Raw genomic sequence first — 13,935 nt, 5'->3', positions numbered from 1 at the left:
CGCCGACCCCGCCGCCGGCCGCGCCGCCGGCCGGCCCGGCAGCGGCGCCGCCCCCGGCTCCCGCCACCCGTCTGTCGATGTCCGTCACCACCCCGGGCGGGCGGCTCGACCTCGTCCGTGGTGGCCCCGCGCAGGAGTTCACGGTGACCCTGCGCAACGGCAACTCCGAGGCCTACCGGCACCTGTTGCTCGCCTTCCAGATGGAGGGGTTCGGCCCGGAGCCGGGGGACACCCCGGGCCCGGAGGCCTCCCTCCTGCTGGAGCGCCGGGACCCGGGCACCGGCCGGTGGGGCCCGGCCGAACTGCGCATCGCCGGCGACCTCAAGCCGTACTCCCTCTACGACGGCGGCTCGCCGCTCTCCCGCGACGCCGTACGCACCGAGCACTACCGGCTGCGCGCCACCGCCGGCGGCCCCACGGGCAGTTCCCCGCTGATGGTCCGCGCCATCGACACCGACGCCCCGGAGGGCGCCCCCGAGGAGCGGGAGCGCCCCGCCGCCTCGTCCCTCCCGCAGCGCACCCGCCGGGCTTCCTGAACGACCCCGTGCCGTCGTCCCGTACTCCTACCGGGAGCGGCGGCCCACCCGGCAGACTGTGCGTCGTGACGACACTGAGCAAAGGCGCCAACCTGCAGGTCGCGGCGGCTTCCGTGAGAGTGGTGCTCGGCTGGCGGCCGGGGCCGGGCGTGCCGGACCTGGACGCGTCGGCCCTGCTGCTCGCGGGCGGCGGGCGGGTCCGTTCCGACGGCGACTTCGTGTTCTACAACCAGCCGGTCCACGCCTCCGGCGCCGTACGCCACCTCGGCAAGCGGCCGGGCGCGGACGCGCTGGAGGTGAACCTGGCGGCCCTGGAGCCGGGCGTCGAACGGGTCGTGCTCTGCGCCTCCGCGGACGGGGGCACCTTCGGCCGGGTCCCCGGACTGCACCTGCTGCTCCTCGACGCGGGGTCCGGGGCCGAACTCGTCCGCTTCGACATGACCGCCGGGCCCGAGACGGCCTTCGTGAGCGGTGAGCTCTACCGGCGGGCCGGCGTCTGGAAGTTCCGGGCGGTGGGGCAGGGTTACGCGAGCGGACTCGCCGGACTGGCGACGGACTTCGGGATCACCGTCGACGACGCGCCTCCGGCGGCGGCGACCCCGCTGGCTTCCGCCCCGGCCCCCGCGCCCGCCCGGCCCGTCGCCCCGGTCGTGGCCGCCCCGAGGCCGCCCGCCGCCGCGCCCGCACCGGTACCGGCCGTACCCGCCCCCGCCGTCCGGATGGCCAAGGGGGAGGAGCGGCTCCCGGAGGACATGCGCGGCCGTCTCTCCCTGCGCAAGCAACAGGTCGCCGTCAGCCTGAGCAAGAACGGCGCCGCGGGCGTGACCGCGCGGGTGATCCTCGTCCTCGACGCCTCGGGTTCGATGAGCGCGCTCTACTCCCGGGGCACCGTCGCCTCGGTGGTGGAACGGATGGCGGCCGTCGCGGCGCAGCTCGACGACGACGGCGAGATGCAGGCCTGGACCTTCGCGAGCAACCCGGCCCGGCTGCCGGACCTCGCCGTCGGTGACCTTCCGCAGTGGCTGCGACTGCACGTGCGCGTCGGCCAGATGAGCCTCTTCGGCCGCAAGAAGCCGCCCCGCGGACTGATCCCCGGCCAGATCGACATGCGGGAGGTCGGTTTCCAGAACGAGGAGCAGAAGGTGATCGCCGAGGTGCGCGCCTACGTACGCTCCCACCCGGCTCCGGCGCCGACCCTGGTGCTGTTCTTCTCCGACGGCGGCGTCTACCGCAACGCCGAGATCGAGCGGGAACTGCGCGAGGCCGTGGAGGAGCCGGTGTTCTGGCAGTTCGTGGGTCTGGGCCGGGCCGGCTTCGGCGTGCTGGAGCGCTTCGACACCATGCCGGGGCGCCGGGTCGACAACGTCGGCTTCTTCGCCGTCGACGACATCGACCGGCTCTCGGACGCCGAGCTCTACGACCGCCTGCTCTCGGAGTTCCCCTCCTGGCTCGGGGCGGCCCGGCGGGCGGGCATCCTGCACTGAACCTCCTTGCGCCGCACGGCGACCGGACGGATCCGGGGGCGCCCGGACCCTTGACCCGATGGTTGGTCCAGACCAATCATGGGGCGTCCGTCCGTTCGCTCGCGCCCCACCGGGAGCTTCGTTGAGACACCCCTCGCGTTCCGTCCGCCCGTTAACGGCGGCGTTCGCCACGCTCGCCGCCAGTGCCGGGCTCCTCGTCGCGGCAGGCGCGGGCCCCGCGCAGGCCGCGCCGGCCCCACTGCCCGCACACGTCTTCGCGCCCTACTTCGAGGCGTACTCCTCCGACAGCCCCGCCGACCTCGCGCAGAAGTCCGGGGCCAAGTACCTGACCATGGCCTTCGTCCAGACCGAGGCCAAGGGCTCCTGCACCCCGTACTGGAACGGCTCGACGGCCCAGCCCATCGCCTCCTCCGTCTTCGGCGCCGACTTCACCACCCTCCGCTCGCGCGGCGGCGACGTCATCCCCTCCTTCGGCGGCTACGCGGCCGACAACGGCGGCACCGAGATCGCGGACAGCTGCACCAGCGTCGACTCGATCGCCGCCGCCTACCAGAAGGTGATCACCACCTACGACGTCACCCGTCTGGACATGGACATCGAGGACAACTCCCTGACCAACAAGGCCGGGATCGACCGCCGCAACCAGGCCATCAAGAAGGTGCAGGACTGGGCCGCCGCGAGCGGCCGCCCCCTCCAGGTCTCCTACACCCTCCCGACCACCACGAGCGGACTCGCGAGCAGCGGGCTGGCCGTCCTCAAGAGCGCGAAGACGGCCGGCGCCCGGGTCGACGTCGTCAACCTGATGACCTTCGACTACTACGACGGTGCCGCCCACCACATGGCGGCGGACACCCAGAGCGCCGTCACCGGCCTGTACGGGCAGCTCGCCACGCTGTACCCGGCCAAGACGTCCGCCGAACTGTGGGGCATGGCCGGTGTCACCGAGATGCCCGGCATCGACGACTACGGGCCCGCCGAGACCTTCACCACCGCCGACGCCACCGCCGTCTACGACTGGGCCGTCGCCAAGGGCATCAACACCCTCTCCTTCTGGGCGCTCCAGCGCGACAACGGCGGCTGCCCCGGCACCGGGGGCTCCGACACCTGCTCCGGCATCGCCCAGGACCCCTGGTACTTCGCCCACACCTTCGCGCCCTTCACCCGGGACGCGGGACCCGTCGCCGACGACTTCTCGGTCTCCGTCACGCCCGGCTCCGCCTCGGTCGCCCCCGGCGGCACCACCACCGCCACCGTCGCCACCCGGGTCACCGCGGGCACCCCGCAGCCCGTCGCGCTGACGGTCGCCGGTGCCCCGCCCGGCGTGACGGCCACCGTCGCCCCGGGCTCCGTCACCGCGGGCGGCACCGCCCTGCTCACGGTCGCCGCCCCGGCCTCGGCCCCGCCCGGGACCTACGCGCTCACCGTCACCGGCACCGGGACCGCGTTCACCCGTACGGCCGCGTTCACGCTCACCGTGTCCGGGCCGGGCGGAGGCAGCGGCGTCCTCGTCAACGGCGGCTTCGAGAGCGGTTCGCTCGCGCCGTGGACCTGCGAGAGCGGCGGCACCGTGGTGAGCTCCCCCGCGCACGGGGGCGCGTACGCCGTCCGGGCCACCCCCGCCGGTGACCGCACCGGAGAATGCGCGCAGACCCTCACCCTCGCCCCGAACACCGCCTACACGCTCAGCGGCTGGGTCCAGGGCAGCTACGCCTACCTCGGAGTCCGGGGCGGCGCGAACGCCAGTACGTGGACCGGCTCGGCCGCCTGGACCAGGCTGACGGTGCCCTTCACCACCGGCGCCTCCGGCACGGTCACCGTCTACCTGCACGGCTGGTACGGCCAGGGCGCCGTCCTCGGCGACGACCTCGCCGTGAGCTGACCACCCCCGACCCGCTCCCCCGTCCCCGCCCTGCCGACGGCGGGGACGGGGGCGCGCCTCATGCCGCGTGCCCGCCGTCCACGGAGAACTCGGCGCCCGTGACGTACGCGGCCCCGTCCCCGGCCAGGAACGCGACCATGTCCGCGACCTCCTGGGGGCGGCCGAACCGGCCGAGGGCGGTCAGCGCCGTCTGCGATGACGCGTAGGGGCCGTCCGCCGGGTTCAGGTCGGTGTCGACCGGGCCCGGGTGGACGATGTTCGCGGTGATGCCGCGTCCGCCGAGCTCGCGGGCGAGGGCCTTGGTGAGGCCGGTGAGCGCCGACTTGCTCATCGCGTACAGGGTTCCACCGGGGTCCGGCACGCGCTGGGTCATGCAGGTGCCGATGGTGATGATCCGCCCTCCCGGTCCCATCCGCTCGGCCGCGGCCTGAGCGGTCAGGAACGCCCCGCGGACGTTGACCGCGAGGACGCGGTCGACCTGGGCCAGGGTGAGTTCCTCCAGGGGGCCGAGTACCCCGACGCCCGCGTTGTTGACGAGTACGTCGAGCCCGCCCAGGGCTCCGGCCGCCCAGTCCGCGGCGCCCGCCGCGTCGCCCGCGTCCCCCGCGTCCGCACGGGCCGCGACGCCCCGGCGGCCCAGGGCCCGGATCCCGTCGACCACCTTCAGCGCCGCCGCCTCGTCGGCGGTGTAGGTGATCGCCACATCGGCGCCCGCCGTGGCCAGGCGCAGCGCGGTGGCCGCGCCGATGCCCCGGCTGCCGCCCGTGACCAGAACCGTCTTGCCGTTCATATGTCGCTCCTCGTAGTTGGTTGCGGTTTCAATGAAAGGCGGTGCCGGTGAGCCGTGCTGGCGGTAATCCGACCTCGCGTTCGCCCTCCCCCCCCCGGCCCTCGCCCGTACCCGTCCGGTCGCCGATCGCCCGGGGGGTGGGTAGCCTCGCAGAGGTTCACACGAGGGGGGCACACCCGAGACGGGAGCCACCGTGAAGTCGATACCGCGCAGCCGTTGCGCCCGGAGCGTCGCCGCAGGCCTGCTGTCCGCCGCGCTGCTCACCGGCGGAGCCGTGAACGCCTTCGCCGCCGCCGGTCCGAAGCCGCCGTCCCCGTCGAGCACGAGTCCGGCCGCCGGCAAGTCGATCACCATCAAGGCCGACAAGGCCGCGGTGAAGGTCGGGGACCAGGTCATCTTCACCGGGCGCACCAAGGGGCTGCCGGTCGGCAGCAAGCTGGTGCTCCAGCACCTGAACAACGGCAAGTGGACGACACTGCAGGCGAAGACCCTGGTCAAGAACGGCAGCAGCTACACCCTGCCGGGCAAGCTCAACACCAAGGGCAAGGAGCAACTGCGGGTCATGGGTGACGACAAGACGGTCTCCCCGACGGTCGTCGTGACCGTGAGCTGACCGCCCTCCTTCCCCGCCCGGCCCCGGACGGGAAGTCGGCTGCGACGCCGGCGGCGACGGCCGGGGCGGCCCCGCCCCCGGACCGCGGGCTGCCGGCCGTCTCCGCACCTGCCCCCCGATAGGCTCGGGCCCGCCGCGCGGGTCCGTACCGTCCCGTGGACGGTACGGACCCGAGGGAAGGAACAGCCGCATGCCCGGCCCCGCCGACATCCGGATCCTGCGCGCCGCCGTACGCACGGCCGTGCCGTGGAAGAACGGCGGGGGAGTCACCCGCGAGATCGCAGCCCTCCCCGAGGGCGCGGGCACGGCGGCGTTCGACTGGCGGATCAGCCTCGCCGAAGTGGACGCCGACGGCCCGTTCTCGGAGTTCCCCGGTGTCGACCGGACGCTCACGCTGGCCGAAGGGGCCGGCATGGACCTCACCGTCGCGGGTGAGCGCCGGCTCGTCGACGAGCGCTACGCGCCGCGGCACTTCCCCGGCGACCGGCCGACCGGCTGCCGGCTGCTGGACGGTCCCGTCGTCAACTTCAACGTGATGTACCGGCGTGCGAGCACGCTGGCCCGGACCGCCGTGGTCCGCGGCGAACCGACCCTGGCCGTCCTGCCCGGGGAGACCCTGCTGGTCTGCGCGCTCGACGGTCCGGCCACGCTGGATCAGGTGGTTCCGGCGCCGGACCCCGGCCCGGCCGTCGAACTCGGTCCGTACGACGCGGCCTTGCTCCAGGGGCCCGCCACCGTGGTCCTGCACACCGCGGGCCGGGCGGCCGTGGTCACGCTGCGAACGGTTTGAGCCGCAGGGGACCGTGATCGCGCCAAACCCTGCCCAACCCTTGGTCAAGAGGAGGTAAAGCGGGATACCGTCGCGCATGTTTTCGAACAAACAGCCTACGAATATGCGTACTTCACGGCTTCGGACCTCCAACGTCCGTGAACCGCAGGGTGGTTCGACCAGCCGACGCACCCTCCTGCGCACCGCCGCGGCCGGGACGGCGGCCGCCGGGACCGTCCTCGCACTCGGCTCGGCCTTCCCCGCCGCCGCCGCGCCCGCCGGGCCTGCGACCGGAGCCGGGCCGGCCACCCCGGAGCAGGCCCTGCGCGAGCTGGCGGCCGGGAACCGGCGCTGGCGCACGTACCGTCAGGAGCACCCGAACGAATCCCCGTCGACCAGGCTCCGGCTGGCCAAGGGGCAGCAGCCCTTCGCCATCGTGCTGGGCTGCGTGGACTCCCGGGTCCCGCCGGAGCTCGTCTTCGACCAGGGGCTCGGCGACCTGCTGACCGTCCGCTCGGCGGGCGAGGTGCTCGACGAGGCGGTGCTCGGCAGCATCGCCTACGGGGTCCTGGAACTCTCGATCCCCCTGGTGCTCGTCCTCGGACACCAGTCCTGCGGGGCGGTCGGCGCGGCGGTCCACGCCGACGAGACCGGCGACCGGCTGCCCACGCACATCCAGTACCTGGCCGACCAGATACGCCCGGCGATCGACCGGAGCCGGCAGGGCGAGGCCCGTATCAGCGCCACCATCGACGCCCATGCCCGCCGTACCCGCGACCGGCTCGCCGCCGAACCCGACCTGGCCCGCGCCATATCCGCCGGGAAACTGGCCGTGGCGGCCGCCCGTTACGAACTGGACGACCAGCGGGTGCGCACCCTCACCTGACCGACACCGCCCCGGACCGCCCGGGGCCGGCCCGTGAGCCCGGCCCCGAGGCCGGTCCCGGGCGCGGCCCGCCGTGCAGAATCGAACAGTGATCACGACCGAACCCGAAGCGGACCCCTTCGACGCTCACCGAAGGCTCCTGTTCGCCACCGCCTACCGCATGCTCGGCACCGTCAGCGACGCCGAGGACATCGTCCAGGACACCTGGCTGGCCTGGAACAAGGCCGACCGGTCCGAGGTCCGCCACCCCAAGGCGTACCTCGTCCGCACGGTGACCAACCTGTCGCTCAACCGCCTGACCTCCGCCCGCGCCACACGCGAGGAGTACGTCGGCCCCTGGCTCCCCGAGCCCCTGCTCACCGCCCCCGACGTCGCGCAGGAACGCGAACTCGCCGAGAGCGTGTCCACGGCGATGCTGGTCGTCCTGGAGAGCCTCACCCCCGTGGAGCGCGCCGTGTTCGTGCTGCGCGAGGTCTTCGGCTACTCGCACGCCGAGATCGCCGGCTTCCTGGACCGCCCGGAGCCGACGGTCCGCCAGATCTCGCACCGGGCGCGCAAGCACGTCGCGGAGCGGCGCACGGTCTACGACACCGACGACGCGCAGCGCGAGGAGGTCACGGCCCGCTTCCTGAGCGCCTGCGCCGGCGGCGACCTCAACGCCGTGCTGGAACTGCTCGCCCCCGACGTCACCGCGTGGTCGGACGGCGGCGGCAAGGTAAGCGCCGCCAGGCGGCCGCTCTACGGGGCCGACCACGTCGGCCGCTTCCTGATCGGAGTGATCGCCAAGACCGCGCGGGACGCCGTCGACGTCCTCCCCGTCCCCACCCCCGCCGTCATCAACGGCGAGCTCGGCATCCTCATCCTGGCGGGCGACACCCCGGTCGGTGCGATCACCTACGACCTGGAGGACGGCCTGATGCGCAACCTCCGCTTCCAGATCAACCCCGACAAGCTGGCCGGCCTGCACCGCCGGGACGACCGTGACACCAATCGGTGAAACGCTCCGGCCCCATGCGTACACGCTCCCGAGCAAGCGGCGGAACATTCTTGTGGCCCTTGCGCCGGGAGCCTTAGCTTCGAATCGTCCCGACCGGGAGACGAAACGAATCCGGTGGACCCGGGCGGCACATTCCCGAACGGTTTCCATCGGAATTCACACAACCCTGCATGGAGGAATCGTGAGCGACATTCAGAACGCCGATCAGGCCACCACCTCGGACGAGTTCGACGCCGAGGTCACCGATGAGGACCTGGAGGCCGTCTCGGGCGGTCTGGAGCGCATCTGACGTCCGTCCCCGCAGGGCGCCGGCGCACGTCGCCGGCGCCCGGCCCCCGTCCACAAGGAGGACCGTGTGCCGAAGCTGCCGAGCGATCTGGAGCGCGAGTTCCAGGGGCTGCGCGGGCGCGTCACGCGCAAGGCGTCGACCGCCTGGTTCCGGGAGAAGCGCCGGGAGATCGAGGACCTGGCTCCGTACGACCCCCGCCGGGGGCGCGACCGCCTCGACCGCCTGCTGGCCACCGCCGCTCAACAGGTCCCGTACTACCGCGACGTTCGCGACCGCGAGCGGCCGGGCCTGGGCGACTTCCCGCTGACGCGCAAGAACGACCTGCGCGAGCACTTCGTCGACTTCATCAGCCGCGACGGGACGGGCCGGATGGCCCCCGGAGCGTTCTTCCTCACCCAGACCAGCGGCAGCACCGGACAGCCCGTCACGCTGCTGTCCACCGCGGAGACCGGCGGGCTGTCGAACAGGGTGGTCCGCGAGCGGTTCAGCGCCCGGCTCGGCCTGCCCGACAGCGGCACCGTCCTCAACGTGGGACTGCTCTTCCCCGGCACCCCGCTCTTCGAACCGGTGATGCTGCCGCGCCCCTACGTCAAGTGCAACCTGCGCGGCTACGACCCCGAGGCGCCCGACATCGTCGCCGACTACGAGGCCGTGGTCGGCAGCTTCCCGGTCGACGAGATCACCGGCTCGTCCAGCCGCGTCGTCGCCCTGGCCCGGTACTGCCTGGGCCGCGGCATCGCCCTGCGCCCCCGCGGCGTCGTCGCCACGTACGAGCACATGCCCGACAGCGGCCGCCGTATCGTCGAGGAGGCGTTCGGCCGTCCGGTGACCATGCTCTACGCGACGTCGGAGACCGGATACGCGGCCTTCGAATGCGAGCGGCGGCGGATGCACTTCCAGGACGACCTCGTCCTGCCCGAGATCGAGCCGGTCGGCGCCGACGGGGCGGGCGAGATCGTCCTGACCGCCCTGCTCTCCACCCCCATGCCGATCATCCGCTACGTGACGGGCGACCTCGCGCCCCGGCCCGTCGCCTGCGGGTGCGGCCTGCCCGGCACCGTGACCGACGGTCTGCTGGGCCGGGCCCGCACCAGCCTGGTCGGTCGCGACGGATCGGCCTACTCGCCCTATGCGCTGCTGGCCGCGCTGGCCGCCGCCGGCCTGCCGGACTTCCAGGTCGTGCAGCACGAACCCGGCACGCTCGACCTCGTGACCGCCGGCCCGGTCGAAGCCGCCGCGGCCTGCGTGCGGGACATCAACGCCCGGCTCGACGCGTACTTCGGTGCCCGGCGCGGATTCCGCCTGTGCCACCGCCCGCACCACGGCTTCCAGCTCACCGCCAGGGGCAAGCGCAACCCCGTGGTCCAGCGACTGCGGCCGCCGGACACCCCTGAACGCTCGGCATACCTGTGACGCCACGGGGCGACGCTCCGGCCATCAGGGCCGAACTGCTCGGGGAGTCGGTCCCCTTCGCGCACGAAGGGCCGACCAACGGTGGCGGCGTCATCCTCCCCGGCCAGACGAACGACTTTTCCAGGTGGGTGACGCGAGAGCAGATGCGCAGCGCCGTGGAACGCGGCGATCCCACCGCGCTCTGGTACTACAGCGGCACCTACGGGGGGAAGTCGGTCGAGGCGGCGGCGAAGGCCACGGCCGAGAAGTACGGCGGGCGGACGATGATGATGCTGATCGAGGACCTCGACCTGCCCACGCCGTTCTACTCCGACTACTCGGAAAGGGCCGCGGCCTTCTGGCGACGTGCTTCGGTGGGATTCTCCGAAGCCGCGCGGGGTGAGGTGCGGATCATCTTCGGTGACGCCGTCAGGAGGGGGAACACCTGGCAGCGGGTGGAGTGCCCGACGCTCATGGCGAACCCGCGCGTCACGGCCGTCCTGTGGGCCCGACCCGGCGGCCTGTTCCGGAAGCTGCTGGACGGCGGGCAGTCCGATCCCCGCTGCCAACTGCCCGGCGAAGTCGCCGTCCAGGAGCCCCCGCCCCACCGCCCGGCGGGGCCGTCGACCGGACGCCCGTCCCGCCGGGGGACGAACGCGCGGAACGTCCCGTCCCGTACGCACCGGGAAATCACCCTGTGACGACGGCCCGCCCGAGGGCCGTTCGACGAAGAAATCTGGAGGCCGTGTTGAATCCGCCGAGTGACCTCGCCCGCGATGTCCGGGAGATGCGCGAGCGGATGGCGCGCAAGACGTCATCCTCATGGTTCCGGGAGAAACGCCGGGAGATAACGGAGCTGGCCGCGTACGACCAGGACCGGGGCGCCGAGCGACTGGGCCGCCTGCTGGCCACCGCCCGGGAACGGGTGCCCCGGTACCGCGCGCTGCGCGACCGGGAGCAGGTGGGGCTGAGCGACTTCCCGCTGACCCGCAAGAGCGATCTGCGGGCACACTTCCTCGACTCCATCAGCCGTGACGCGACCGGCCTGATGGAGCCCGGCCGCTTCTTCCTCACCCAGACCAGCGGCAGCACCGGCCAGCCGGTCGCCCTGCTCTCCACCGCGGAGACCGGCGGACTGTCGAACGACGTGATCCGGGAGCGGTTCAGCGCCCACCTCGGCCTCCCGGACAGCGGAACGGTCCTCAACGTGGGACTGCTCTTCGGGGGCACGCCGCTGCTCGAACCGGTGATGCTGCCGCGCCCCTACGTCAAGTGCAACCTCGGCGGCTTCGACCCCGACGCACCCGACATCGTCGCCGACTACGAGGCCGTGGTGGGCCGGCTCCCCGTCGACCTGGTCACCGGTACGTCGAGCCGGGTGATCGCACTGGCGCGCTACTGCGCCGAACGGGGCCTGCGGCTCCGCCCGCAGGGCGTCGTCGCCACCTACGAGCACATGCCCGACAGCGGTCGGCGCCTGGTCGAGGAGACCTTCGACTGCCGGGTGACGATGCTCTACGCCACCTCGGAAACCGGCTACGCGGCCTGGGAGTGCCGGGGCGGACGGATGCACTTCCAGGACGACTTCGTCCTGCCGGAGATCAACCCGGCGGGAGACGAGGAGACGGGCGAGATCGTCCTCACCCAACTGCTCTCCACCCCCATGCCGGTGATCCGCTACGTCACGGGCGATCTGGCACCCCGGCCCACCACCTGTGACTGCGGACTCCCGGGGACGGTGACCGACGGTCTGCTCGGCCGTTCCGGGAGCAGCCTGGTCGGGGCCGACGGGGCGGCGTACTCACCGTACGCGCTGCTGGCCGCGCTCTGTGCCGCCGGGCTGCCGGACTTCCAGGTGGTGCAGCACGAACCCGGGCTGCTCGACCTCGTCACGGTCGGAGCCCCGGAGCACGCGGCGGCGACGGCGCGGTCGGTGAATTCACGGCTCGGCGAGCACTTCGGGCCCGGCCGGGGTTTCCGCCTCCGCCACCGGCCGGAGGGCGCCTTCGTGCGCACCGCGGGCGGCAAGCGCAACCCGGTGGTCCAGCGTCTGCAGGTCGCGCAGGCCCCGGAACGCACCAGGTACATCCACTCCTGACGGACGTGCCGGCCGGCGACGGCCACCCGACACCACCGGCCCCGACACCACCGGCCCCGACACACCGGCCACCCGACACCACCGGCCGCACCGGCCCCGACCCGGACCGCCCCGAGCGGTCGCCGTCCAAGAAGACCCGGAGGTCCCCCGTGACAGGCGCGCGCAGCGTCCCGAGGCAGCCGAAGCCGCTCGCCAACGGCACCGACCACATCGAGCACCTGCACCGGGCGCTCGCCCTGCTGGACGTCGAGAGGCTGCGGGCGTGGGGGAGCGAGCTGGCCGTGCGGCTCGGGCGCGGCGGCCGCCTGCTGGCGGCCGGCAACGGCGGTTCGGCCGCCGAGGCCCAGCACCTCACCTCGGAGCTGGTCGGGCGGCTCCGGGACGACCGTCAGCCGCTGTCGGCGATCGCCCTGCACGCCGACACCTCGGCGGTCACGGCCATCGGCAACGACTACGGCTACGACGAGGTCTTCGCCCGCCAGGTCCGGGCCCACGGCCGGCCCGGCGACGTTCTGCTGCTGCTGTCGACGTCCGGTCGCAGCGGGAACGTCCTGCGGGCCGCCGAGGCCGCCCACGAGAGGGGCATGACGGTCTGGGCCCTCACCGGCACGGAGCCGAACCCGCTCACCGGACTCGCCGACGAGTCGGTCCGCGCCGACGGTCCCACCGCGACCGTCCAGGAATGCCACCTGGTGGCCGTGCACATCCTCTGCGCCAGTGTCGACATCGCGCTCGGCGTCTGCCCGGCGGCCACCCCCGCGGGGGACACGCCCACGGCGCCGGGCGGGCTGGTCGTGGTGGGCGACGCGCTCCTGGACCGGGACCTGGTGGGCACGGTGGACCGGGTCTCCCCGGAGGCGCCGGTCGTCGTCGTCGACCACGTCGAGGTCCGTTCCCGGCCCGGCGGTGCCGGGCTCGCCGCCGTGCTCGCCGCGCGCGGCGGACGGCCGGTCACCCTGGTGACGGCCCTGTCCGACGACCGGGAAGGCCGGGACCTCGGCGGGCTGCTACGGGACGCCGGGATCCGGGTGATCGACCTCGGGCTCGCCGGGCCGACCCCGGTGAAGAGCCGGGTCCGCGCCGACGGCCGAACGGTGCTCATGTTCAGCCGGGCGCCCGAAGCCGTGCCCGGACCGCGCCGCACCCTCACCGAAGAGGAGCGCGCGCTGGTGGCCGGGGCGAGCGCCGTCCTGGTCTCGGACTACGGGCGCGGGCTGACCGGGGACGCCTCCGTCCGGGAGGCCCTCGCCGCCGCCGCTCCCGCGACGCCGGTGGTCTGGGACCCGCACCCGCGCGGTGCCCGACCCGTGCCCGGCGCGCGGCTGGTCACCCCGAACCGGGCGGAGGCGAGCGGTTTCGCGCCCGGCATCGCGGGCGGGGACCTGGGGTCGGACATCGAACGGGGCCGTCGGCTCGTCGACCTCTGGCAGGCCGTCGGCGTCGCCGTCACCCGGGGAGCGGACGGCGCCCTCCTGCTGGACTCGGCGAAGTCCTCACCCCTCGCCGTTCCCGGGCGGCGCGTCGCCGGGGCGGACACGTGCGGCGCCGGTGACTGCTTCGCCGCGTCGGCCACCGCACTGCTCGCGGGCGGGGCGCTGCTCTCGGAGGCGGTCACCGGCGCCGTCCGCGCCGCCGAGGAGTTCGTGGCGGCCGGCGGCGCGGCCGCCTGGACGGCGGGCGCGGCGGCAGCGGCACCGGAGCCCGAACCCGCCGACCCGCTGGAGGCGGTCGCCCGCGTGCGCGCCGCGGGCGGCACGGTCGTGGCGACCGGCGGCTGCTTCGACCTGCTGCACGCGGGCCACATCGCCCTTCTCGCGAGCGCCCGGATGCTGGGCGACTGCCTGGTGGTGTGCCTCAACGACGACGATTCCGTCCGCCGGCTGAAGGGACCGCGGCGCCCGGTCGTCACGGCCTCGGACCGGGCGGCGGTCCTCGGCTCCCTGGCCTCCGTGGACGGGGTGGTGGTCTTCGCCGAGTCCACGCCGGCGGAGGCGCTGCGCCGGATCAGGCCCGACATCTACGTCAAGGGCGGCGACTACAGGGTGGACGACCTGCCCGAGGCGGCCCTGGTCGACAGCTGGGGCGGCCGGACGGTGATCCTGCCCTATGTCGACGGGCGGTCGACCACCCGGATGGTCGACAAGATCCTGCTGGGCGTCGGCGACAAGTGACGTGAGGACGTAGGACGGCGTGGGGCGTACG

General features: G+C 73.7%; 11 protein-coding genes and 1 pseudogene. 11 read left to right on the top strand and 1 reads right to left on the bottom strand.

The features are described 5' to 3' along the window. From AB4039_RS30495 to AB4039_RS30485, 3 genes and pseudogenes are all read left to right on the top strand, one after another. Window positions 1–536 (top strand): annotated as a pseudogene (locus AB4039_RS30495) (hypothetical protein); the annotation flags it as partial. Between the two features lie 65 nt (window positions 537–601). Next, a complete protein-coding gene (locus AB4039_RS30490) occupies window positions 602–2,020 on the top strand; it encodes a VWA domain-containing protein (RefSeq protein WP_442272306.1) in 1,419 nt (472 codons plus the stop codon). Window positions 2,021–2,141: 121 nt separating this feature from the next. Then, on the top strand, window positions 2,142–3,899 hold the full coding sequence (locus AB4039_RS30485) for a carbohydrate binding domain-containing protein (RefSeq protein ID WP_442272305.1): 1,758 nt from the start codon (window positions 2,142–2,144) through the stop codon (window positions 3,897–3,899). A 58-nt stretch (window positions 3,900–3,957) separates the two neighbouring features. Here AB4039_RS30485 and AB4039_RS30480 read toward each other — a convergent pair whose 3' ends face one another. Next, window positions 3,958–4,689, bottom strand: coding sequence for an SDR family NAD(P)-dependent oxidoreductase (locus AB4039_RS30480; RefSeq protein ID WP_442272304.1), 732 nt, complete (start codon window positions 4,687–4,689; stop codon window positions 3,958–3,960). 193 nt (window positions 4,690–4,882) lie between these two features. Between AB4039_RS30480 and AB4039_RS30475 the strand changes: the two genes are divergently transcribed. The 8 genes from AB4039_RS30475 to rfaE2 all read left to right on the top strand — a co-directional run bounded on the left by AB4039_RS30475 (window position 4,883) and on the right by rfaE2 (window position 13,904). Further along, window positions 4,883–5,302 carry a hypothetical protein gene (locus tag AB4039_RS30475; RefSeq protein ID WP_266846144.1) on the top strand — a complete coding sequence of 140 codons (420 nt, stop codon included), beginning with the start codon at window positions 4,883–4,885 and terminating at the stop codon, window positions 5,300–5,302. A 190-nt stretch (window positions 5,303–5,492) separates the two neighbouring features. Next, on the top strand, window positions 5,493–6,092 hold the full coding sequence (locus AB4039_RS30470) for a HutD/Ves family protein (RefSeq protein WP_442272303.1): 600 nt from the start codon (window positions 5,493–5,495) through the stop codon (window positions 6,090–6,092). Window positions 6,093–6,195: 103 nt separating this feature from the next. After that, entirely contained in the window at window positions 6,196–6,957 is a 762-nt protein-coding gene (locus AB4039_RS30465; protein ID WP_266846146.1) for a carbonic anhydrase, read from the top strand. Between the two features lie 88 nt (window positions 6,958–7,045). Beyond that, window positions 7,046–7,954, top strand: a complete 909-nt coding sequence (locus AB4039_RS30460) for an RNA polymerase sigma-70 factor (protein ID WP_442272302.1) — start codon at window positions 7,046–7,048, stop codon at window positions 7,952–7,954. Between the two features lie 355 nt (window positions 7,955–8,309). Continuing rightward, on the top strand, window positions 8,310–9,656 hold the full coding sequence (locus tag AB4039_RS30455; protein ID WP_266846147.1) for a hypothetical protein: 1,347 nt from the start codon (window positions 8,310–8,312) through the stop codon (window positions 9,654–9,656). Continuing rightward, complete coding sequence (locus AB4039_RS30450) at window positions 9,653–10,336, top strand: hypothetical protein (RefSeq protein WP_442272301.1); 684 nt, start codon at window positions 9,653–9,655, stop codon at window positions 10,334–10,336. Before AB4039_RS30455 ends, AB4039_RS30450 begins: the two co-directional genes overlap by 4 nt. Before the next feature lie 47 nt (window positions 10,337–10,383). Next, the gene (locus tag AB4039_RS30445; RefSeq protein WP_442272300.1) at window positions 10,384–11,733 is read left to right on the top strand and encodes a phenylacetate--CoA ligase family protein; all 1,350 of its coding nucleotides are present in this window, start codon (window positions 10,384–10,386) and stop codon (window positions 11,731–11,733) included. Window positions 11,734–11,882: 149 nt separating this feature from the next. Continuing rightward, a complete protein-coding gene (gene rfaE2, locus AB4039_RS30440; protein ID WP_442272299.1) occupies window positions 11,883–13,904 on the top strand; it encodes a D-glycero-beta-D-manno-heptose 1-phosphate adenylyltransferase in 2,022 nt (673 codons plus the stop codon). The last annotated feature ends 31 nt before the right edge of the window (window positions 13,905–13,935 follow it).

The organism is Streptomyces sp. M-16 (assembly GCF_052114405.1).
Taxonomy (GTDB): Bacteria; Actinomycetota; Actinomycetes; order Streptomycetales; family Streptomycetaceae; genus Streptomyces.
Note: the sequence above shows the minus strand (reverse complement) of the source record. Positions and strands in the feature narration are given on the sequence as shown.

Bases quoted from the DNA above. Each gene is read 5' to 3' on its own strand.
- AB4039_RS30480 (WP_442272304.1), bottom strand. From the start codon at position 4,689: ATGAACGGCAAGACGGTTCTGGTCACGGGCGGCAGCCGGGGCATCGGC.
- AB4039_RS30470 (WP_442272303.1), top strand. From the start codon at position 5,493: ATGCCCGGCCCCGCCGACATCCGGATCCTGCGCGCCGCCGTACGCACG.
- AB4039_RS30465 (WP_266846146.1), top strand. From the start codon at position 6,196: ATGCGTACTTCACGGCTTCGGACCTCCAACGTCCGTGAACCGCAGGGT.